Consider the following 21,951-nt stretch of genomic DNA (forward strand, 5'->3'; position numbering starts at 1 on the left):
GCTACGTCGACCCACGTTAGAAGGTCTGACCCAACGAGAATTGAAAGACCTGCGTATCGTCGCCGTCTTCATCGCTGAGCGGCTTGGCGACACTGAAGGTCAACGGCCCCACCGGGGTCAGCCAGGACAAGCCCAGGCCGACGCTGTAACGCAAGGTCCCCATATCCACGCCGCTGCTGCAGCTAGAACTATAGTCATCCGGCACATCGTAGCAGTCGGTCAGATAGGTATTGCCGGCATCGAAGAAGACACTGGTCTGCAACGAACGACGATCCTCGACCCAGGGGAACGGATAGATCAGCTCGGCCGAGCCCTCGACGAGCACGTTACCGCCCAGAGTATCGTCGTCGCCCCCGTTACGCGGTGTGGTATCCGGCCCCAGCGTGTTGCTGGAGAAGCCTCGTACCGAGCCCAGGCCACCCGCGTAGAAGTTTTCATAAAAAGGGTAGGCATCGTCGCCGACCGTATTGGCATAGCCAAGATTGGTACTGAACTTCAACGACCAGCCCGGCCGGAACTCAAACAGCTTCTGGCCTTCATAACGTGCCTTGTAGTACTGCGTATCGCTGCCCGGAACAGCCGTTTCCAGTGACAGGCTCTGATAGCTACCGGCCGTAGGCATGATACCGCGATTGAGGTTATTGCGCGTCCAGCTCGCGGTGAGCTTGTAGTTCAGGAAGTCTTCGCCCTCGTCTTCCGTGTACTGGATGATTTCGGCCGGCGTATCGCGATAGGTGTCCAGCGACAGATCCTCGACACCGACACCGAAGTTGAGACGCGAGAGCTCGTTGATCGGATACCCGAAGTTGATGCTGCCGCCGAGCTTGTCGGAAGAATACGTCGACACATCATCGAAATCTTCATAATTGGTTTCACGGTAGTAGACGTTATACCCCCGCGAAATGCCATCCAGCGTCCAGTAGGGATCGGTATATCCGAAGTTGAGGTTGGTGAAGTAATCACCCTTCTGCGCGTTGATGTTGACACGATTGCCAGTGCCCAGGAAATTTTTCTGGGACAAGGCGGCTCCGTAGATGACACCGGCACTTTGCGAGTACCCCAGACTGGCCGAGACCGAACCGGAGGGCTGCTCCTCGACGGTATAGGTGACATCGAGCTGATCGGGGTGATCGGCGACGGGCCGCGTTTCGACATCGACCGTACGGAAGAACCCGAGACGCTGGAGGCGCTCACGCGACTGGCTGATCTGCTCCGTGGACGCCGGAGCCCCCTCCATCTGCACCATCTCACGGCGCAGCACTTCATCCTGGGTCGTCGTATTGCCTTCGAAATTGATCCGCCGCACATAGGCACGCCGCCCAGGCTTCACCTGGAAGGTCACGTCAACGGTATCACCGCCGGGCTCGACCTCGGGGACGCTATTGACCTCGGCGAAGGCGAAGCCTTCGGCTCCGAGCCGCTTGCGCAAGGCTTCGGCGGAGGCGGTCATCACGCTTTGCGAGTAATACTCGCCGGGGTTGGCGGTCACCAGCTCGCGCGCCTCGCTCTCGGGAATCTTCAAGTCGCCGGCGAAGCGGATCTCATCCAGCTTGTAACGCTTGCCCTCATCCATGTTGATGGTGATGAAGATATCGGACTTGTCAGGGCTGATCGATACCTGAGACGAGGTGATATCGAAGTTCACATAGCCTCGGTCCAGGTAGTAGGAACGTAATGTCTCCAAATCGCCCGAAAGCTTGTCACGCGAGTATTCATCGTCGGAAAACCAGCCAAAGAACCAGCCCGGCTTGTCTTCCAGGGCGAACAGTTCGCGCAAGGTTTCGTCATCGAAATCCTGGTTACCGACGAAGTTGATCTTGTGAATCTTGGCAACGGCCCCTTCATTGATCTCGATATGGACCGTTACGCGGTTGTTGTCGAGCTTCTCGATACGCGTATCGATGCTCGCACTATAACGCCCCTGGGATTGGTAGAGCCGCTCCAGCTGACGCTGCACTTCATCGAGTGTCGAGCGCTGTAGCACCTGCCCTTCATCAAGGCCTGCGTCGCGCATGCCTTTGCGCAGGTCTTCATCGGATACCTGCGAGTTGCCCTCCAGCTCGATGGAGGCGATCGTGGGGCGCTCGACCACATTGACGATCAAAACATCGCCATCGCGTAAAAGTTCGATATCGTCGAACAGGCCGGTGTCGAAGAGCTGTTGCGATGCCTCAGCCAGCTCTCGGTCATCGACCGTCTCATGGGCACTCACCGGAAAGGCATTGAATACCGATGCCGGCGAAACGCGCTGCAGCCCCTCCACGCGAATGTCTGAAATCTCGAAGGGGGCCGCCAGTGCTGCGGGAGCTGCGGTCATCAGCAGGGCCGCCAATCCGATGGTCTTGATCTTCATGCAGTCGATTCGCTTCTCTCGAGTCCGCCCGCTCATTGAACAGGCACCTTATACATTTCCCTGGGCGACTGGCAAGGTCGTACCCCGCTTCGCAGTCACACCCGGGTCGCTCATTCTTGCGGCCGCCGGCCGCTCTAAAGGCGCATCAAATCGAAATACAGCGCCATCAACATCAACGAGCCGACCAAGGCAACGCCGATGCGCAATCCGAAGGCTTGCACCGCCTCGGGCACCGGCCGCCCCCGTACCGCCTCGATCAAGTAATAAACCAGATGACCGCCATCGAGCACGGGAATCGGCAACAGGTTGAGCACTCCCAGACTGATCGACAAATAGGCCAGGAAGTTGATGAAACTTTCCACGCCCGCGCGCGCCGAATCCCCCGCGATACGCGCGATCGTCACCGGTCCCGATAGATTGGAAGGCGAGATCAGCCCCACCAACATCTTGCGGATCGAGTCCAGCGTGAGCAAGCTCATCTCACCCGTCTTGCTGACCGCTTCGCCGACGGCGGCCAATGGGCCGAAACGGATCTCGCGGCGATAACGCTCCGGCCACTCGGCGGCTTGCACGCCGGCGCCGATGTAACCGATGGTCGCGCCATCCTCCTGTTCGCGCACGGCGGGCGTCAGCGTGATATCGCGCCGCTCGCCATCGCGCATCACCTGCAGGGTCAGAGGCGTCCCCGGATTGGCGCGCACACGCTCGACGAACGCCATCCAGTCATCGACAGCCACACCGTCGACGCTGACGATGCGGTCGCCACGCTGCAGCCCGGCCTGTCGGGCACGGCCGTCATCCAGCACCTTCCCCAGCACGGCAGGCAGCTCGGGACGCCACGGCGTCACCCCCAATGAGGCGATAGGCCGCGGTGGACTCTGCCCCACCAACCAATCGCCGACCGGGATCTGATGCTGCTGCGGCGTAGCGCCCTCGGACGTCCGCGTGGTGACAGCCAGTTCGCCATTGGCGCCAATGGCCGCTATCAATTCGAGATTGACCGCGTTCCAGGAAGGCGTGCGCGCGCCCTCGACGGACACGATTTCCTGGCCGGACTGCAAGCCGCCCCGCGCGGCCGGCGAGTCCGCCGCGATATCGCCGATCACCGGTGCCACCGTGGTCGTGCCATAGACGAACAGTGCCCAATAGGCCACGAAGGCGAGCAGGAAATTCGCCAACGGCCCGGCCGAGACAATGGCGATGCGCGCCCAGACACTCTGGCGATTGAAGGCCTGTGCTTGCTCATCCGGCGCGACCGGCCCCTCACGCTCATCGAGCATCTTGACATAGCCGCCCAGCGGAATCGCGGCCACGGCGAACTCCGTGCCATGGCGATCGAAACGCGACCACAACGGCTTGCCGAAACCCACCGAGAAACGCAGCACCTTGACGCCACAACGCCGCGCGACCCAGAAATGACCGTACTCGTGGAAGGTGATCAACACCCCCAGCACCACGATGACCGCCAGCAGATTCTCAATCACGCCCATGAGGGTCGCCCTCCTTCCTGCGGCTTGCCAAGCCCGCGCATCAAGACGCGAACCGCGTCAATTGCCGTGCGGCCTCACGCCGCGCCGCCGCGTCCGCGGCCAGCACCGCACTTAACTCATGCGCCGAGTGTATTTCGCAGGCCTCGCAGACCGCCGCCACGAGACGTGGAATATCCGCGAACCCTAGCCGGGCATCGAGAAACGCCTCTACCGCCACTTCATTGGCGGCATTGAGCGTCGCCGGGGCGGTACCGCCGGCGGCCATCGCCTCACGGGCAAGACGCAGACAAGGAAAGCGCGCTTCATCGGGCGCCTCGAAATCGAGCCGTGCCACCTGAAACAAGTCCAGCGGTGCGACACCGGCATCGATGCGTTCGGGCCAGGCCAACCCATAGGCGATCGGCGTACGCATATCGGGATTACCCAACTGCGCAATCACCGAGCCGTCGCTATACGCGGCCATGGAGTGCACCACGCTTTGTGGATGCACCACGACCTGTATCTGTTGCGGCTGAGCATCGAACAACCAGCATGCCTCGATCAGCTCGAGCCCCTTGTTCATCAGCGTGGCGCTATCCACCGAGATCTTGCGGCCCATCGACCAATTGGGATGCGCACACGCCTGCGCCGGGGTCACCGCCTGGAGCTGGGCTTGCGACCAGTCACGAAAAGGCCCCCCTGAAGCGGTCAACAGTAACTGGGTCACGCCCTGGCGTGCCAACCCACCACGGTGCTCGGTGGGTAGACACTGATAAATGGCATTATGTTCAGAATCGATGGGCAACAAGACCGCGCCATGACGTTCGACGGCGTCCATGAACAGTGCGCCGGACATCACCAGGGCTTCCTTGTTGGCGAGCAGCACGCGCTTGCCGGCACGCACCGCCGCCAGTGTCGGCATCAAGCCCGCCGCTCCCATGATGGCGGCCATTACCACGTCGCTGTCGGCACTGCCTGCCACCTCCGATAGCGCCGCTTCGCCGGCGCGCACCTGGGTATCGATGCCGGCCTCGGCGAGCGCCTCACGCAGCCAGGCGGCGTCGCGCTCCTCACCCAGTACCGCGACATCGGGCCGATGAACCAGGCATTGATCGCGCAACACCTCGCGCGAGCGGTAAGCAGTCAAGGCATGCAGCCGATAACGTTGGGGATGACGGGCAATGACATCGAGAGTGCTCTTGCCGATGGAGCCGGTGGCTCCGAGCACGGTCACACGCTGTATCCGAGCGCAATCGGCATATTCCATGCGTCACCTCAGCCCAACCATGGGCGCAACAATACGAAAAGCGGAATCGCGGCGGTCAAGCTGTCGATGCGATCGAGCACCCCCCCATGACCGGGGAGCAGGTGGCTCGAATCCTTCAATCCGCGCTGGCGCTTGAGCATGCTTTCGAGCAAGTCGCCCAGCACCGATATCAGCACCACCGGCAGTGTCAGGATCATCAACCACAGTGCGTCACTGCTCGCCGCTTCCTGCCACTGCGCGAAGACCAGGGCCAGCGCTGCCACCGCCACCATACCGCCGTACACACCTTCCCAGGATTTCCCGGGACTAACGTGTATGGCCAGCTTGCGGCGCCCGAATGCACGCCCCGCGAAGTAGGCGCCGATATCCGCCACCCAGACCAGCAACAGCACGAAAAGCAGCCACGCTGCACCATCGCCGCGCAACTGCACGAAACCGATCCAGCACGGTAACAGCACCCACAGCCCCATGCCCAGACGCACCTTGCAGCTTTGCCACTGCTCATGGCGCCGAGGGTAACTAACCACCCAGTAGAGATTGGCCAGCCACCCCAGCATCCCCAGCCACAACGGCCAGGGCTGATGCACAGCATCGCTAAGCCATAGAAGAAGCATCGCCGCGGCGCAGGCGGCGACGAAGGCAAAACGCGGCATCTGGCGCTCGAAACCGGCCAGATTGGCCCACTCCCAGGCCCCGATCAGCACGACCACGCCCGTGAACAAGGCAAAAGGGAGACCGGTGAGCCCAAACAACCCGAGCAGCGCCAATGGCGCCAGGACCAACGCCGTGAGAATACGTTGTCTAAGCACCATGCGCCTCGACTTGCTCCGGGGACATGCCGAAACGGCGCTGGCGCGCTTTGTAGGCGTCCAGTGCAGCATCGAATGCCTCGGCACCGAAATCCGGCCATAGTTCGGGGGTGAAATAGAACTCCGCGTAGGCCAGCTGCCACAACAAGAAGTTGGAAATCCGCTGCTCGCCACTGGTGCGAATGCACAGGTCGACGGGGGCTTCATCGGCCAGGCTGATTTCAGCCCCGAGCGTTTCCTCGTCGATCGCCTCGGGCGCCAACTCTCCCGCCGAGACCTGCTGTGCCAACCGTCGCGCGGCACTGGTAATGTCCCAGCGACCGCCATAATTGGCCGCGACCACCAGGTGCAGGCCCTGGTTGTCTCGGGTCATGGCTTCGGCACGCTCGATGTATTGCTGGATGGACGCAGAGAATTCTTCGCGGCGACCGATGACCGACAGGCGAATGCCGTGGCTATGAAGCTTTTTCACCTCACGCTTGAGAGCGATCAGAAACAGCTCCATCAGTGCATTGACCTCGGCAGCGGGGCGTTTCCAATTCTCGCTGGAGAAGGCGAACAAGGTCAGTGTATCGATGTCACGCTCGGCAGCCCGACGGATCACTGCGCGCACCGACTCGACGCCCGCGCGATGTCCGCGAATCCCGGACAGTCCACGCGCACGCGCCCAGCGATTGTTACCGTCCATGATGACCGCCACATGGCGTGGCAGTCCGCCCGCACTGGGTGGAGAAAACGGCTGTGAGGTCATGGGATCCCGTATCATGGAGAGATCGACGGGAGCGCATCCCGCCGCTCACCTCTCAGACCTGCAGCAGGTCATGTTCCTTGGTTTCCAGAAGCTTATCGATCTCGGCGACATACTTGTCGGTCAGCTTCTGGATCTCATCGATGGCCTGATGTTCATCGTCTTCGGTGATCTCTTTCTCCTTGAGGAGCGCCTTGAGATCGCCGTTGGCATCGCGACGCACGTTGCGAATCGCGACGCGCGCATTTTCCGCCTCGCTACGCGCCTGCTTGATGTAATTGCGACGCGTTTCCTCGGTCAATGGCGGCAGAGGGACGCGAATCACATTGCCGGCGGCCGCCGGATTGAGCCCCAGATCGGAGGTCATGATGGCCTTCTCGACCTTGGGTACCATGCTCTTCTCCCATGGCACCACTGCCAGGGTCCGCGCATCTTCCACATTGACACTGGCCACCTGATTGAGTGGCATGTCAGCACCGTAGTATTCCACGTGAACCGCATCCAGCAGGCTAGGATGAGCGCGCCCGGTACGAATCTTGTGGAAATTGGCGTTCAGCGACTCGACGCTTTTCTTCATGCGCGCGTCGGCGTCTTTCTTGATGTCTTTGATCACGGTTTCAGCCTCTATCTACCAACGTTCCTTCCTTGCCCCCGACAACGAGATTAAGCAAGGCACCCGGCTTGGTCATATCGAACACGCGCACCGGCATGTCATGGTCCCGCACCAAACAGATAGCGGTCAAATCCATCACGCCGAGCTTCTGATCGAGCACTTCATCATAGGTCAGGCGCTCATACTTGGCGGCATCGCCATGCTTGACCGGATCCTTGTCGTAGACACCATCGACCTTGGTGGCCTTGAGCACGACATTGGCATCGATCTCGATGCCGCGCAGGCACGCCGCAGAGTCGGTGGTGAAAAACGGGTTGCCGGTGCCGGCAGAGAAAATCACCACGTCGCCCGACGTCAGGTAACGAATGGCGGTACGCCGATCGTAATGCTCGACGACGCCGCTCATGGGGATCGCCGACATCACGCGCGAACGAATGTTGGAGCGCTCCAGGGCATCACGCATGGCCAAGGCATTCATGACCGTCGCCAGCATCCCCATGTGATCGCCGGTGACACGTTCCATGCCCGCCGCGTGTAGCGCTGCCCCACGGAACAGATTGCCGCCGCCCACCACGATTCCCACCTGGACACCGATCCCGACCAGCTGGCCGATTTCCAGCGCCATGCGGTCGAGCACCTTGGGATCGATCCCGAAGTCATGCTCGCCCGTCAGGGCTTCGCCGGACAGTTTCAACAGAATGCGCTTGTACTTCGACTTCTCGTTACGCACCTGGGAAGTGGCGTTACGATCGGTGGGAACAGACATTCGACTCTCCTCGTCTCAGCGGACTGTATCGGCGGTGGGAACGACTCGGCCTAGCGGCGGCCGGATACGCGATGGCGTGCGCGGGTGCGCACGCCATCGACGGCACAGACACATGGCAGCTTAGCTGCGACGCGCCTGTTCCATGACTTCCTGAGCGAAGTCGACTTCTTCCTTCTCGATGCCCTCGCCCACTTCGAAACGAGTGAAGCTGACCATTTCGCCACCTGCGGCCTTCACGTATTCGGCCACGGTCTGGTTAGGATCCTTGACGAAGGGCTGTTGGGTCAGGCTGTTCTCGGCCAGGTACTTCTTCAGGCGACCCTGGACCATCTTCTCGGCGATTTCCGCCGGCTTGCCGGCCATGTCCGGCTGCGCCAGGATGATCGCCTTTTCGCTGTCCAGCTCTGCTTGCGGCATGTCTTCGGGATGCGACACACTCGGATTGATCGCCGCGACGTGCATGGCAATGTCCTTGGCCACCTCGGCATTGCCGCCGCTGAGAACGGTCAGCACACCGATGCGGCTACCGTGCACATAGGCACCCACGACACCGCCTGCCGGCGCATCGACGACCACCGCGCGACGCACGCTGATGTTTTCGCCGATCTTCTGCACCAGCTGCTCACGCGCTTCTTCCAGCCCGCCTTCCATCAGGCTGGCCACGTCATCGCTCTTGGTCTCGAAGACCCGCGCGACGACCTGATCGGCGAAGGCGATGAAGTTGTCATCGCGGGCCACGAAATCGGTCTCAGAGTTGACCTCGAGCATGACCGCGTAAGAGCCGTCGTCGGCGACACGCGTCACCACAGCCCCTTCGGCGGCCGTACGATCGGCTTTCTTGGCCGCTTTCAGGCCAGAGTTCTTGCGCAGGTTTTCGATGGCGGTTTCGATGTCACCGTCCGCTTCGGTAAGGGCTTTCTTGCACTCCATCATGCCAAGGCCGGTGCGCTCGCGCAGTTCCTTGACCAGAGATGCGCTGATAGCTGCCATGGTAAATACCTCTGAATGTGGTTCGACGTCTGGTGGAAACGCTGTCTCGTCGCCGACACGGCTTAGGCGTGGCTTGGCGTGACATGCACGCGCGACACCCGACCAGCATTCCCTTTGAATGAAGAATGTCTTCAGGGTTCACCGTCCGTGCATCCGAACGGTGAAAAGGGGGCTCATAGCCCCCTTTCTGTCCGCGCCGACCCGCGACCACGGGCTGCCTGGTTCTTCGTCGCCCGCAAGCGAGCGTCAGCACGGACACGCCACCATCACTCGGCGGCGGCTTCGTTCGCTTCGCTTGCCTCGTCGGTCACTTCGACGAACTCGCTGGCGCTGTTGCCCTTGGCCTGCACGCAGGCGTCGGCGACGGCCTGCGTGTAGATCTGGAGCGCACGAATGGAGTCGTCGTTGCCCGGGATCACATAGTCGACACCGTCCGGATTGGAGTTGGTATCGACGACACCGATGACCGGAATGCCCAACTTGTTGGCTTCGTTGATCGCGATGCGCTCATGATCGACATCGATCACGAACAGCGCGTCGGGAAGGCCGCCCATGTCCTTGATACCGCCGACGCTGCGCTCGAGCTTGTCTTGCTCGCGGGTCGCCATCAGGACTTCTTTCTTGGTCAGCTTCTCGAACGTGCCATCTTCGTGCATGGCTTCAAGTTCGCGCAGGCGCTTGATCGAGACGCGAATGGTCTTGAAGTTGGTCAGCATGCCGCCCAACCAGCGATGGTTGACGAACGGCTGGCCGGCGCGACGCGCTTCTTCCTTGACGATCTTGCTGGCGGCGCGCTTGGTGCCGACGAACAGGATCTTGTTATTGGATGCCACCATCTTCTCGATCACGGCGAGCGCATCATTCAGCGCCGGCAGCGTGTGTTCGAGGTTGATGATGTGGATCTTGTTGCGTGCGCCGAAGATGTACTTGCTCATCTTCGGGTTCCAGTAACGGGTCTGGTGACCGAAGTGAGCGCCTGCCTTGAGCAGGTCACGCATATTGACTTGTGCCATGGATGACTCCTGAATCGGGTTAGGCCTCCATACACCCCATGGATCCGACCACGACGGCACTGTTGCCGTCCCGGCACCCGGGACCATGTGACGGTGCATGTGTGTTTTCAAGGCGTTATCATTTCGCCCTCTTGCCTCACCGCACTAGGCGGCGATTGCAGTAAGGCGCGCGGCTTTATACCATAGATCGATTCTAAGATGAAGTCGCTCCCGGTCGCCGCACTTGGTGACTGCATGCTTGTGTCGCGTCTCGCCCCAGCCTGGCCGGGGCGCCGAGACTATAGGCCAGGAGCCATTCCAACGCCAGACCCGAACCCTCCGAATTCGAGATCGCATGAACATTCCCATCAAGACCGCCGACGAAATCGAGAAAATGCGCGAAGCCGGCCGCCAGGCCGCTTCGGTACTGGAAATGATCACTCCCCACGTGGTGGCCGGTATCAGCACCGGCGAGGTCAACCGGTTGTGCCACGAGTACATCGTCAACGAATTGGGCTCCACGCCGGCACCGCTCAACTATCATGGCTTTCCCTACGCCACCTGTACCTCGATCAACCACGTCGTCTGCCATGGCATGCCCGATACCGCCAAGAAGCTCAAGAACGGCGACATCATGAATCTCGACATCACGGTCAAGACCGCCGACGGCTACCACGGCGATTCCAGCATGATGTTCGTGATCGGGGACAGCATCCAGGGCGGTCGTCTCTCGCGGATCACCCAGGAGTGCCTGTACAAGAGCATCGCCCAGGTCCAGCCCGGCGTTCACCTCTCCGAACTGGCACGCACGATCCAGCAGCATGCCGAGAGTAACGGCTACTCGGTGGTGCGCGATTTCTGCGGTCACGGTATCGGCGCCGGCTTTCACGAGGACCCGCAGTTCCTGCATTACGACGGTTACGAACCCCATGCCGATATCGCGCTGGCCGAAGGCATGTGCTTCACCATCGAGCCCATGCTCAACGTCGGCGACTATCGCACCAAGGTGTTGCGTGACGGCTGGACGGCGGTGACCAAGGACAAGAGCTTATCCGCCCAGTGGGAGCACACGCTGCTGGTCACTGCGACCGGTGTCGACGTACTTACCGCGCGCGGCGACGAGGACCTGAGCTTCCTCGGGACGTAAGCGTCACGCCCGTCACCCGCTCAATCGCTTGCGCGATATCCGCGCGAAGGAGTGCCACGCGAATGCTGCTTCATCACTACCGCTTCGTGCCCGACGAGACGTTGCTCGATACGTCCGCTTTTCGCGAAGCGCTAGCCGCCAGCCGCACGCCGATCGTCGTCTTCAAGGAGGCGCTACGCGAGCTGCAGACGCGGCTGGACGCACGCTTTCGTGCCGGCAGCGACATTCGCGACCTGGTCCATGGCCGCGCCTGGTGCCTGGACCAGCTACTGGCCATTGCCTGGGAACGCTATGACTGGCCCGACGACGGCATTGCATTGCTCGCCGTCGGCGGCTATGGCCGGGGCGAGCTGCACCCGCATTCCGACATCGACCTGTTGCTGCTGCTCGAACACGACGACGACACGCCCTACCGCGAAGGCCTGACCGGCTTCATCACCTTTTTGTGGGACATCGGCCTGGAAATCGGGCATAGCGTGCGCTCACTGACCGATTGCGAGCGCGAGGCACACGCCGACCTGACGGTCATCACCAACCTGCTGGAATCGCGCACCCTGGCCGGCCCCGAGCAGCTACGCGAGACGATGCGTGGACGCCTCTCCAACGAGGCGATGTGGCCGAGCGATGCCTTTTTCGAGGCCAAATGGCAGGAGCAGATCGCGCGCCACTATCGCTTCAACAACTCCGAATATCACCTCGAACCCAACATCAAGAGCTCGCCGGGCGGACTACGCGACATTCAGATGATCGGCTGGGTGGCCAAGCGCCACTTCGGCGAGCTGCGCTACGAGGATGTCGTCGCCCAGGGATTCATGAACGATGCCGAGCTGCGCATCCTCAGCCAGGGGCAGGCCTTCTTGTGGCAGGTTCGCTATGCGTTGCACATGCTCAATGGCCGCGCCGAGGATCGCCTGCTGTTCGACCATCAACGCGCCATCGCCGAGCTATTCGGCTATCGCGACACGCCTGAGCGCCTTGCCATCGAGCAGTTCATGAAGCGCTACTACCGTCATGTCACTGCGCTGGCCGGGCTCAACGACATGCTGCTGCAGCACTTCGACGAGGTCATTCTGCGCGCCCACGAGACCCCGGACGTCACCCCCCTCAACGCGCGCTTCGAGGTTCTCGGCGGCTATATACAGGTGCGCCACGCCAACGTCTTTCGCCACCGTCCCGGCGCCCTGCTCGAGCTATTCCTGCTGATGGCCCAGCATCCCGAGATAGAGGGCGTGCGCGCCGAAACCATCCGTCTCATCCGCGACCATCGCCACCTGATCGACGAAAGCTTTCGCGACGACCTGCGTCATCAGAGCCTGTTCATGGAACTGCTGCGCAGCGGGGGGAACATTCCGCGCCAGCTGCGGCGCATGAACCGCTACGGCATCCTCGGCAAGTACCTGCCCGAGTTCGGTCAAGCCGTGGGGCTGATGCAGCACGACTTGTTCCACCTGTACACCGTCGATGCCCACACATTGCGTCTACTGAAGTTCGTGCAGCGCTTCCGCGAACCCGACGGTCACGAAGACTTCCCCGTCGCCGCGACCCTGGTGCATCAGTTGCCCAAGCTCGAACTGCTGTGGATCGCCGGGCTCTACCACGATATCGGCAAGGGGCGCGGCGGCGATCATTCCGAACTCGGCGCCATCGATGCCACCGCCTTCTGCGAGCGCCACGGCCTGTCGCCACGCGATACCCGGCTGGTCGCCTGGCTGGTCGAACATCACTTGCTGATGTCCAAGACGGCTCAGAAACGCGATATTTCCGACCCCGACGTCATTCATGAATTCGCGTTGGCGATGCGCGACGAGGTCCATCTCGACTATCTCTACGTACTCACCGTGGCCGACATCACCGCCACCAACCCCTCGCTATGGAACGGCTGGCGCGCCGCCCTGTTGCGTCAGCTGCATACCGAAACCAAACGTGCCCTGCGGCGCGGCCTGGACCATGCCATCGACCGCGAAGAATGGGCCCGCGAGTCACGCGATGAAGCACGCAGCCTGCTCGGCACGGTGGGTATCGACATCCCCCGTGCGGATGCCTTGTGGGCATCGTTCGGCGATGATTATTTCCTGCAATACGCGCCCAGCGAGATCGTTTGGCAGACGCAGGGCATCCTCGAGCACCAGCCCTCGGAGCTGCCGCTGATCCTCGCCAACGCACCCACCGAGGACATGGCCGAAGGCGGTACCAAGGTGTTCATCCATACCCGCTCGGTCAACGACCTGTTCGCCGCCACCGCCGCCGCCATGGAACAACTGGGGCTCTCGATCCACGATGCCCGCATCGCCACCTCCAGCAACGACTGGACGCTCAACACCTTCATCGTGCTCGACGACGACGGCGAACCGATTCGCGATCCGCAGCGCCTCGAGGAAATCCGTCACCACCTGGTGGAAGAACTCGACGATCCGGCCGACTATCCGCGCATCGTCACTCGCCACACCTCGCGACAGCTCAAGCACTTCAAGGTCCCCACCCGGGTAATGATCGAGCAGGACGAAGCCAACGCCCGCACCATCGTCGAGCTCATCGCCCCCGACCGCCCCGGGCTGCTGGCCCGCGTCGGCCGTATCTTCATGGAACAGGACATCGCCCTCTCGGCGGCCAAGATCGCCACCCTGGGCGAGCGTGTCGAGGACGTCTTCTTCATCACCGACAAAGCCGGCGAACCGCTCACCGACCCCGACCGCCAAGCGCAACTGCGCGAACGTCTGTGCGACACGCTCGACGTCTGAACCGGCCTCATTTGAGGCCCCGGGCCCGCTTGCCTATAATCGGGCCCTTCCGATGGCGCCGCGCGCCTTCATAACAACGCCATGTCCGCGACGCCGGACTCGCTGCTGGATTGCCGATGAATCCCGATCTCGACGCCCTCAAGCCCTACCCTTTCGAGAAGCTTGCCGCCCTCAAGGCCGAGGCAACGCCGCCCACGCCATCGCCCATCGCGCTGTCCATCGGCGAGCCGCGCCATGCGCCGCCTGCTGCGGTGCTCGACGCGATGCGTCGCTTCGAGGGCGAGGTCGCGCGCTATCCGGCCACGGCGGGACTCTTCGAGCTACGCAACGCCATCGCGCAGTGGGCGACGCAACGTTACGCGCTGAGCCCCGGTTCGCTCGCCCCCGAGCACCACGTGCTGCCGGTCAACGGCACCCGCGAGGCGATCTTCGCTTTCGTCCAGGCCGCGCTGGACCGCACGCGACCTGCCAAGGTGGCGATGCCCAACCCGTTCTATCAGATCTACGAAGGCGCGACCCTGCTGGCCGGTGGCGAGCCGTTGTATCTCGATTGCGCCCCCGAAAACGGCTGCCTGCCCGATCTCGAGGCCGTCCCCGCCGCTACCTGGCGCGACGTGCAGCTGGTCTTCGTCTGTTCGCCCGGCAATCCCACCGGTGCCGTCACGCCGCTGGCCGAGTATCGAAAACTGATCGCCCTGGCCGACGAGCACGATTTCATCATCGCCTCCGATGAATGCTACTCGGAGCTCTATCTCGATGAGGCCGCACCGCCACCGGGACTACTCGAGGCCTGCCGCTCGCTGGGACGCGACGACTACCGCCGCTGCCTGGTCTTTCACTCGCTGTCCAAGCGCTCCAATTTACCCGGGCTGCGTTCGGGCTTCGTGGCCGGCGATGCCGAGCTGATCGCCCCCTTCAAGCGCTACCGCACCTATCACGGCTGCGCGATGCCGCTGACGACCCAGCATGCTTCGATCGTCGCCTGGGAGGACGAAGCGCATGTGCACGCTAACCGCGATGCCTACCGCGAGAAATTCAGCGCGGTGGGCGAGATTCTGGCGCCGGTCATGGATTTTCCCACGCCGCGCGCCAGCTTCTATCTGTGGCCGGCGGTGCCCGGCGGCGACGATGAAGCCTTCGCCCGCGACCTGTTTTCCGAGGAGCACGTCACCGTGCTGCCCGGACGCTACATGTCGCGCGACGGCGCCCGAGGCAATCCCGGCGCCGGCCGCGTACGCCTGGCGCTGGTCGCCGAGCTCGACGCCACCGTGGAAGCCGCATGGCGCATCCGACGCTTCATCGCGCGCCGCCCCTGAGCCATCGCGGCACATCGCCATTCACTCATGAGGAGGCCGTCATGGTCACGCTCTACGGCATCAAGACCTGCGACACCTGCCGCAAGGCACGCCGCACACTCGACGACCTGGGCATCGCGTATCGTTATCACGACCTGCGCACAGACGGCCTCGATGCCGCACGGCTCGATGCCTTGCTGGCACGCAGCGACTGGAAAACGCTGCTCAACACGCGCAGCACGACCTGGCGCGGACTGGACGATGCCGACAAGCGCGATCTCGACGCCGACCGGGCCCGCTCGCTGTTGCTGGCGCACCCGACGCTGCTCAAGCGTCCCGTGCTGGAAACGCCGAATCATTTCCTGGTGGGGTTCAAGGCCGACGCCTATCGCGCCCTTCAGGCGCCCTAGTCGCCCACCGGCACGACACGTATCACTCATCTTCTTCATCCAATCCTCGAGGATTTCCCCATGCTGAGCTTCGCTCTCGGAATCGGCCATCAGAACACCCAAGGCGAGTGGCTGGACGTCTACTATCCGGCGCCCCTGCTGAATCCCGACGCCGCCCTGATCGCGGCAGCGCGTGACGCATTGAATGCACCGGCGGGCAATGCCGTGGTCAGCTTCCTGCCCGAACACTGCCAGGCGCTGGCCGCGGCACTGCGCCAGGCCGGCGCTACCGACCAAGCCGAACTGGCCGAGGCCTTCGCCACCGCCCAGCGCCCGCTCGTCGCGACCTTCCTCGATGAGGACAGCGCCCCGGCCAGCGTGCCCGAGGTCTACCTCAAGCTGCATCTGCTCTCGCATCGCCTGGTCAAGCCGCATGGCATCAAGCTCGATGGCATGTTCGGCCTGCTCAAGAACATCGCCTGGACCAGCGAAGGCCCCATCGACATCGACGAACTTGGTGCGCGGCGCCTCAAGGCGCGCCTCGAAGGTCGTCCGCTCACGGTCGATTGCGTCGACAAGTTCCCCAAGATGGCCGACTACGTGGTACCCAAGGGCATACGCATCGGCGACACCGCGCGCGTGCGCCTGGGCGCCTATCTCGGCGAGGGCACCACCGTCATGCATGAAGGCTTCTGCAACTTCAATGCCGGCACCGAAGGCCCGGGCATGGTCGAAGGCCGCATCTCCGCCGGCGTGGTGATCGGCAAGGGCTCCGACCTGGGCGGCGGCTGCTCGACCATGGGCACCCTCTCCGGCGGCGGCAACATCATCATCGCCATCGGCGAAGGTTGCCTGATCGGCGCCAACGCCGGTATCGGCATCCCGCTGGGCGACCGCTGCACGGTGGAAGCCGGTCTTTACGTCACGGCCGGTGCCAAGATCGCCGTGCTCGACGATCAGGGCGAGCTGGTGCGTACCGTCAACGGCCGCGACCTGGCCAACCAGAGCGACCTGCTGCTGCGTCGCAACTCGCAGAACGGCCGCATCGAGTGCCTGACCAACAAGAGCGCCGTGGCGCTCAACGAGGCACTGCATGCCCACAACTGATCGCACCACGCCAGCGTCGCCGACCCTGGCGCTGGCCTTCGAGTTGCTGCGGCGTCGTTCGGTGACCCCGGACGACGCCGGCTGTCAGGCGCTGATGATCGCACGCCTGGAACGGCTGGGATTTCATGTCGAACGCTTGCGTATCGGCGAGGTCGATAATTTCTGGGCCACACGCGGCGATAGCGGCCCCATGCTGGTCTTCGCCGGGCATACCGATGTCGTGCCCACCGGTCCTGAAAACGACTGGGAACACCCACCCTTCGAGCCATGCATCGACGCCGAGGGCATGTTGTGTGGACGCGGTGCCGCGGACATGAAAGGCAGCCTGGCGGCGATGATCACCGCCGTGGAAGACTTCCTGGCCGCGCACCCGACGCATCCCGGCCGGCTCGGCTTTCTGATCACCGCCGACGAGGAAGGCCCCGCCGTTCACGGAACCCGAGCCGTGGTCGAACACCTGCGCGAACGTGGCATCGCCCCGGATTACTGCATCGTCGGCGAGCCTTCGTCCAGCGAACGCGTGGGCGACACGCTCAAGAACGGGCGTCGCGGCTCCCTGGGCGGCGTGCTGCACGTCAAGGGGATCCAGGGCCATGTCGCCTACCCGCATCTGGCGCGCAACCCCGTGCACGAGGCGGCCCCGGCATTGGCCGCGCTGGCCGCCGAGCGCTGGGATACGGGTAACGACTTCTTCCCCGCCACCAGTTTCCAGATCTCCAATCTCCAGGCCGGCACCGGGGCGACCAACGTGATTCCCGGTCAACTCGAGGTGGTCTTCAACTTTCGCTTCTCCACGCAGGTGACCGCCGAGGCATTGAAGGCACGCACCGCCGAGATCCTGGATGATTTTGCGCTCGAGTACACGCTCGACTGGACGCTCAATGGCGAGCCCTTCCTCACCGCCGGGGGGGCGCTGGTCGATGCCACGATGGCCAGCGTGGAAGACATGCTGGGCTATCGGCCGCAGCTATCGACCGGCGGCGGCACCTCGGATGGCCGCTTCGTCGCCACGCTGGGCGCGCAAGTCATCGAACTGGGCCCGGCCAACGCCACGATACACAAGGTCGACGAACGCATACGCGCCGCCGATCTGGAGACGCTGAGTCGTCTCTATGCGACCATCATGCAACGCTTGCTTACCTGAGGTTCGCCGTGGAGCACTACCCCGACATCGAGATCTATCTGGCCGACGCCGACATCGAGGCCGTGCAACGCTGGCTCTCTGCACATTTCGACGAACTGCCCGCACTGGTCAAGCGCGGCAAGCGCCAGTGGCGAACCCTGGCGCGCCATGCCGATAGCGAGGTCCCCATTCTGCTGGTCACGCATGCCGCCGACGGCTTCGCCAGCCTGTGGTTCGACAGTCCGCATACACCCTGGCCACGCGACGTCGACTGCGCGCGCGATGCCGCGCGAACGCTCGGCTGCGAGGTGCGTTGCTCGCTGGGCGGCTGGCAGCCGGGTGACGAGCCGGACCGCTTCTGGCGGGTCCGTGCGGACGGTGAGGAAGGCGCTATCGACTGGCCGGACTCGGGACAATAACGCGACGCATGACGTTAAACGCCCCGTCCGGTACAACCGGACGGGGCGTTGTCGTGCCAGTGGCAAGGCCTGCGATCAGGAAATCACGGTCACATCGTCGGCCTGCAGGCCACGCTCGTTCTCGATCACGTGATAGCGCACCTTCTGGCCCTCCGCGAGCGTGCGATGCCCCTTGCCACGAATGGCGCGGAAGTGCACGAACACGTCCTCGCCACTATCGCGGGTGATGAAGCCGTATCCTTTATTGACGTTGAACCACTTCACCTCCCCGATCTCGCGGTCGTCGTTCTCCAGTTCGGCAAGATGCGCCAGCTGACTCGAGCGTGGGGCCAACGCCTGCGTGCTCAGCGTTCCCAACAATAGCAGCAAGAACACGGCCAGGGCCGTGGCGCTATAAGCGATGGCAATGCCATCGGCTTCGAGCAGCAGGGAAAACTCCAGCACGCTGCCGCTCAGCGTCACGAACAGCGCGATCAGCAAGGGAGACGGAATGGCCAACAGGACACTGATGAGACTACAACGTAGGAATATCTTACGATTCATGGACCTCGATATCTCTTGTTGTCCGATAGAAACGCTCCGCGGCGCCTGAGCGCGTGCGGAGCCGACAGGGGTTGCGCAGAGACTGCGCAACGCTATGAACACAACTTATGAATACAATGCTTTTGAACACACTGCATAAGGTGCCAGAAAATGAACGGTGACACACCGCCGAACGATTCTAGCATGACCGAAGACACCACGCGCGACCGCCTCGATGCACTGGAAACCCGACTCGCCTATCAGGAAGACTGGCTGGATACGCTCGATCACGCCCTGGCTGCGCAAGACCGTCGCGTGGCCCAGCTCGAACGCACCAATGACATGCTGCGCGAACGCCTGCAGCACCTGCGCCACAGCATCGACCACATGAGCGATGATGACTCCACTCCAGCGCCTAGCGACGAGGTCCCACCGCACTACTGAGTGACCGATGCCGCAGCCGAAGGCACACGACTCAGGCGTGCTGGGGCTTTTTGAGCAACAGAATCAAGGGTGCCACCAGCAGGTACAGCATGCCCAGCCACAGGAAGATATCGTTGTAGGCCATGACCATGGCCTGCTCGAGCAGGGTCCGCGCCATCATTTCCACCGCGGCTGTCTGAGGGTCGCCGGTCGAGGCCAGCAGCTGTTGATACTGCGCCTGGGTCGCATTGACCACCTCACGCCCATTGTCGATGGCGGGGATCAGCTGATTCCAATGATAATCCTCGCGCCAGTCGCGAATCGTGTCCAGCAACGCCAGGCCCACCGCCCCACCGAGATTGCGCATCACGTTGAACAGGCCACTGGCATTGCCGACCTCGCTTGGCGGCAAGGTACCGAAGGCGATGCGCGAGGTCGGGATCAAGCACATCACCAAGCCCATGCCGCGCACCACCTGCGGCCAGAAGAACGCATCGAATCCCGCTTCGGCGGTCAGGTTGGCATTCATCACCGTGCCGATGCCGGTCAACAACATGCCGAGAAGCAACAGGATCCGCAGGTCGACCTTGTCCGAGGCTCGCCCGACCAGCGGGGCCGTCATGAACATCGCCATCCCGGTCACGATCATGACCTCGCCGATCTGCAGCGCCGAGTAGCCTCGCACGTTGCCCAGGAACAGCGGCAGCAGATAAACCAGGCCATAGAGCCCGATCCCCACCACGAACCCCAGGCATGCGCCCACGGCGAAGTTGAGATTGGCAAAGGCGCGCAGATCGACGATGGGATGACGGTGGCGCAAGGTACGCCAGAAGAACCCCACCGAGGTCAGCGCGCAGACCAACGCGGCGATCAGGATCGTGCGGCTGGCGAACCAGTCCTCGCCAGGGCCTTCTTCGAGAGAAAACTCCAGCGTCCCCAGAAACAGCGCCAAAAGCGCCAGCCCGATGAGATCCAGATGGCGCAGCGCGCGATGGTCGGGGCGGTCGATATCCAGAAGCCGCCACACCGCCACCGACACCAGCACACCGGGGACGAGGTTGGCGAGGAACAGCCAATGCCAGCTCGCAAACTCGGTGATATACCCCCCCACGGTCGGCCCGATCGAGGGCGCCAGGGTTGCCACCAACCCCATGACCGCTTGCACCGAGCCCATCATGCGCCGGGGAAAAACGCTGAAGCTGATGGCATAGGCAATGGGGATCATCGCTCCCCCCATGAAGCCCTGAATCGCGCGCAGCACGATCAGCGCCTCGATGGAATTGGCCATGGCACAGCCCAGACTCGCCAATGTGAAGCCCAGACACGAGACCACGAATGCCACGCGAGTGGAGAGAATCCGTGTCAGCATCCCCGACAACGGAATCATGATGATCTCGGCGATCAGGTACGACGTCTGGACCCAGGAAATCTCGTCGGCGCTGGCCGAGACCCCGGCCTGAATCTCGTTGAGGGAACTGGCGACGATCTGGATATCCAGAATCGCCATGAACATGCCGAACACGGCGGCCACGAAACCCAATTGGGTACGTCGTGAAGGTACCTCCTGCGGACTCGCCGAGTCGGTTGCGGTCGCCTCGGCCATCTAGCCGTCATCCTCGGCGCCCGGGTGGAGATCGCGCGTATCGACCGAGGGCACCACCGAAAGGCCGTCGCGCAAGCGTTCCAGGGCATCGTCGGGCCCCGTCACGCGGATACGCACCGGCACGCGCTGAACGATCTTGTTGAAGTTGCCGGTGGCATTGTCTTGCGGCAACAGACTGAATCGCGAGCCCGTGGCAGGTGCCAGGCTATCGACGACGCCCTCGAATTCGATATCGGGATAGGCATCGACATGCAACGACACCGGCTGCCCCGGCCGCATGCGTGCGATCTGGGTTTCCTTGTAATTGGCGACGACATAGGCCGAGCGAATCGGCACCAGTTGCATCAAGGTCAACGACGGCTGGGCCAGCGTACCGACCTCGACCGTCTTGTTGCCGATAACGCCATCCACCGGCGCCGTCAGGCGCGTCTTGTCGAGTTGGTGGCGTGCGTTGTCGACATCGGCCCGTGCGGATTCGATATTCGCCTCGGCGCTGTCGCGTTCGGCCTCGAGTACAGCGAGCTGCTTGCGCGACGACGCCAGCATGGCGCGCCGTGCGGCGAGTGTCGCTTCCGCGACCTGCACCGCCGCTTGATCATCCTGGTAGGCCTGTTGAGACGCGTAGTTTTGCTCGGCCAGTCGCTTCGAGCGTTTGAGATGCAAGCGTGCCTGTTCGAGATCCGCCTGCGCCGAGGTCACTTGCGCCTTGGCTTCGTCAATCGACGCGCGTTGCTGCGCGACCTGGCGGTCAGCACTGACGGCATTGGCCTGCGCAACGGCCAGCGCCGCCTTGGCCTGAGCCAACTGGGACTGGGCATCGCTGGGATCGAGCTTGACCAGGACATCGCCGGCCTCGACCCGCTGGTTGTTGGCGACGGCCACGTCGGCGACACGCCCCGTCATCTCGGCCCGTAGCGCGACACTGTCGGCATGCACGTAAGCGTTATCGGTCTCCTCGAAGTAACGCCCGGTCTGCCACCAATGGATCCCCCAGGCAAGGAGCGCCAGCATCAACACGATCAATGCCAGCGCCGTATAAAGTCGCTTCTTGATTTTCATATTACCCGTTCACCGGACGGCCTACAGAGGTCATGTAGGATACACTAATTTTCCCCGACGACGCTTGAGGACACGACGACGAAACGATGCCTCCGCGCCCGATGGGCGATGTCGCCATG

The 21,951-nt window shown here is 62.7% G+C and carries 20 protein-coding genes; 8 read left to right on the forward strand and 12 right to left on the reverse strand.

What is annotated here, in order from left to right:
* Nucleotides 1-16 precede the first annotated feature (16 nt).
* The 9 genes from bamA to rpsB all read right to left on the reverse strand — a co-directional run bounded on the left by bamA (nucleotide 17) and on the right by rpsB (nucleotide 10,028).
* Entirely contained in the window at nucleotides 17-2,353 is a 2,337-nt protein-coding gene (gene bamA, locus C8E00_RS06140; RefSeq protein ID WP_208291888.1) for an outer membrane protein assembly factor BamA, read from the reverse strand.
* 134 nt (nucleotides 2,354-2,487) lie between these two features.
* A complete protein-coding gene (gene rseP, locus C8E00_RS06145; RefSeq protein ID WP_133695743.1) occupies nucleotides 2,488-3,843 on the reverse strand; it encodes a sigma E protease regulator RseP in 1,356 nt (451 codons plus the stop codon).
* Between the two features lie 40 nt (nucleotides 3,844-3,883).
* A complete protein-coding gene (ispC, locus tag C8E00_RS06150; RefSeq protein ID WP_133695745.1) occupies nucleotides 3,884-5,089 on the reverse strand; it encodes a 1-deoxy-D-xylulose-5-phosphate reductoisomerase in 1,206 nt (401 codons plus the stop codon).
* An 8-nt stretch (nucleotides 5,090-5,097) separates the two neighbouring features.
* Nucleotides 5,098-5,898 (reverse strand): phosphatidate cytidylyltransferase, encoded by an 801-nt coding sequence (locus C8E00_RS06155; protein ID WP_166638270.1) that lies wholly within the window; start codon nucleotides 5,896-5,898, stop codon nucleotides 5,098-5,100.
* Nucleotides 5,891-6,649, reverse strand: coding sequence for a polyprenyl diphosphate synthase (gene uppS, locus C8E00_RS06160; RefSeq protein WP_133695750.1), 759 nt, complete (start codon nucleotides 6,647-6,649; stop codon nucleotides 5,891-5,893). The genes C8E00_RS06155 and uppS overlap by 8 nt, the downstream gene beginning before the upstream one ends.
* A 52-nt stretch (nucleotides 6,650-6,701) precedes the next feature.
* The gene (gene frr, locus C8E00_RS06165; RefSeq protein WP_133695753.1) at nucleotides 6,702-7,259 is read right to left on the reverse strand and encodes a ribosome recycling factor; all 558 of its coding nucleotides are present in this window, start codon (nucleotides 7,257-7,259) and stop codon (nucleotides 6,702-6,704) included.
* A 4-nt stretch (nucleotides 7,260-7,263) separates the two neighbouring features.
* A complete protein-coding gene (gene pyrH / locus C8E00_RS06170; RefSeq protein WP_133695756.1) occupies nucleotides 7,264-8,025 on the reverse strand; it encodes a UMP kinase in 762 nt (253 codons plus the stop codon).
* Between the two features lie 120 nt (nucleotides 8,026-8,145).
* Nucleotides 8,146-9,015 carry a translation elongation factor Ts gene (gene tsf / locus C8E00_RS06175; RefSeq protein ID WP_133695759.1) on the reverse strand — a complete coding sequence of 290 codons (870 nt, stop codon included), beginning with the start codon at nucleotides 9,013-9,015 and terminating at the stop codon, nucleotides 8,146-8,148.
* Nucleotides 9,016-9,281: 266 nt separating this feature from the next.
* The gene (gene rpsB / locus C8E00_RS06180; protein ID WP_133695761.1) at nucleotides 9,282-10,028 is read right to left on the reverse strand and encodes a 30S ribosomal protein S2; all 747 of its coding nucleotides are present in this window, start codon (nucleotides 10,026-10,028) and stop codon (nucleotides 9,282-9,284) included.
* Nucleotides 10,029-10,362: 334 nt separating this feature from the next.
* Between rpsB and map the strand changes: the two genes are divergently transcribed.
* From map to C8E00_RS06215, 7 genes are all read left to right on the forward strand, one after another.
* Nucleotides 10,363-11,154 carry a type I methionyl aminopeptidase gene (gene map / locus C8E00_RS06185; RefSeq protein WP_133695764.1) on the forward strand — a complete coding sequence of 264 codons (792 nt, stop codon included), beginning with the start codon at nucleotides 10,363-10,365 and terminating at the stop codon, nucleotides 11,152-11,154.
* A 62-nt stretch (nucleotides 11,155-11,216) separates the two neighbouring features.
* Complete coding sequence (locus tag C8E00_RS06190; RefSeq protein ID WP_133695766.1) at nucleotides 11,217-13,892, forward strand: [protein-PII] uridylyltransferase; 2,676 nt, start codon at nucleotides 11,217-11,219, stop codon at nucleotides 13,890-13,892.
* 116 nt (nucleotides 13,893-14,008) lie between these two features.
* Complete coding sequence (gene dapC / locus C8E00_RS06195) at nucleotides 14,009-15,208, forward strand: succinyldiaminopimelate transaminase (protein WP_133695769.1); 1,200 nt, start codon at nucleotides 14,009-14,011, stop codon at nucleotides 15,206-15,208.
* Nucleotides 15,209-15,249: 41 nt separating this feature from the next.
* Nucleotides 15,250-15,597 carry an ArsC family reductase gene (locus C8E00_RS06200; protein WP_133695771.1) on the forward strand — a complete coding sequence of 116 codons (348 nt, stop codon included), beginning with the start codon at nucleotides 15,250-15,252 and terminating at the stop codon, nucleotides 15,595-15,597.
* 60 nt (nucleotides 15,598-15,657) lie between these two features.
* Nucleotides 15,658-16,683, forward strand: coding sequence for a 2,3,4,5-tetrahydropyridine-2,6-dicarboxylate N-succinyltransferase (dapD, locus tag C8E00_RS06205; protein WP_133695773.1), 1,026 nt, complete (start codon nucleotides 15,658-15,660; stop codon nucleotides 16,681-16,683).
* Entirely contained in the window at nucleotides 16,670-17,827 is a 1,158-nt protein-coding gene (dapE, locus tag C8E00_RS06210) for a succinyl-diaminopimelate desuccinylase (protein ID WP_133695775.1), read from the forward strand. The genes dapD and dapE overlap by 14 nt, the downstream gene beginning before the upstream one ends.
* 8 nt (nucleotides 17,828-17,835) lie before the next feature.
* Complete coding sequence (locus C8E00_RS06215) at nucleotides 17,836-18,225, forward strand: hypothetical protein (RefSeq protein WP_133695777.1); 390 nt, start codon at nucleotides 17,836-17,838, stop codon at nucleotides 18,223-18,225.
* A 75-nt stretch (nucleotides 18,226-18,300) separates the two neighbouring features.
* Here C8E00_RS06215 and C8E00_RS16800 read toward each other — a convergent pair whose 3' ends face one another.
* Entirely contained in the window at nucleotides 18,301-18,768 is a 468-nt protein-coding gene (locus C8E00_RS16800; RefSeq protein WP_279586107.1) for a cold-shock protein, read from the reverse strand.
* Nucleotides 18,769-18,951: 183 nt separating this feature from the next.
* On the opposite strand from C8E00_RS16800, the gene C8E00_RS06225 reads away from it, so the two are divergent.
* Nucleotides 18,952-19,191, forward strand: a complete 240-nt coding sequence (locus tag C8E00_RS06225; RefSeq protein WP_133695780.1) for a SlyX family protein — start codon at nucleotides 18,952-18,954, stop codon at nucleotides 19,189-19,191.
* A 31-nt stretch (nucleotides 19,192-19,222) separates the two neighbouring features.
* Here C8E00_RS06225 and C8E00_RS06230 read toward each other — a convergent pair whose 3' ends face one another.
* Together C8E00_RS06230 and C8E00_RS06235 are read right to left on the reverse strand one after the other, a co-directional pair.
* The gene (locus C8E00_RS06230) at nucleotides 19,223-20,773 is read right to left on the reverse strand and encodes a DHA2 family efflux MFS transporter permease subunit (RefSeq protein ID WP_133695783.1); all 1,551 of its coding nucleotides are present in this window, start codon (nucleotides 20,771-20,773) and stop codon (nucleotides 19,223-19,225) included.
* Nucleotides 20,774-21,832: an HlyD family secretion protein gene (locus C8E00_RS06235; protein WP_133695785.1), complete on the reverse strand. Its 1,059-nt coding sequence runs from the start codon at nucleotides 21,830-21,832 to the stop codon at nucleotides 20,774-20,776.
* Between the last annotated feature and the right edge of the window lie 119 nt (nucleotides 21,833-21,951).

Origin of the sequence: Chromohalobacter marismortui (assembly GCF_004364315.1) — a bacterium.
In the GTDB taxonomy this organism is placed as follows: Bacteria; Pseudomonadota; Gammaproteobacteria; order Pseudomonadales; family Halomonadaceae; genus Chromohalobacter; species Chromohalobacter marismortui.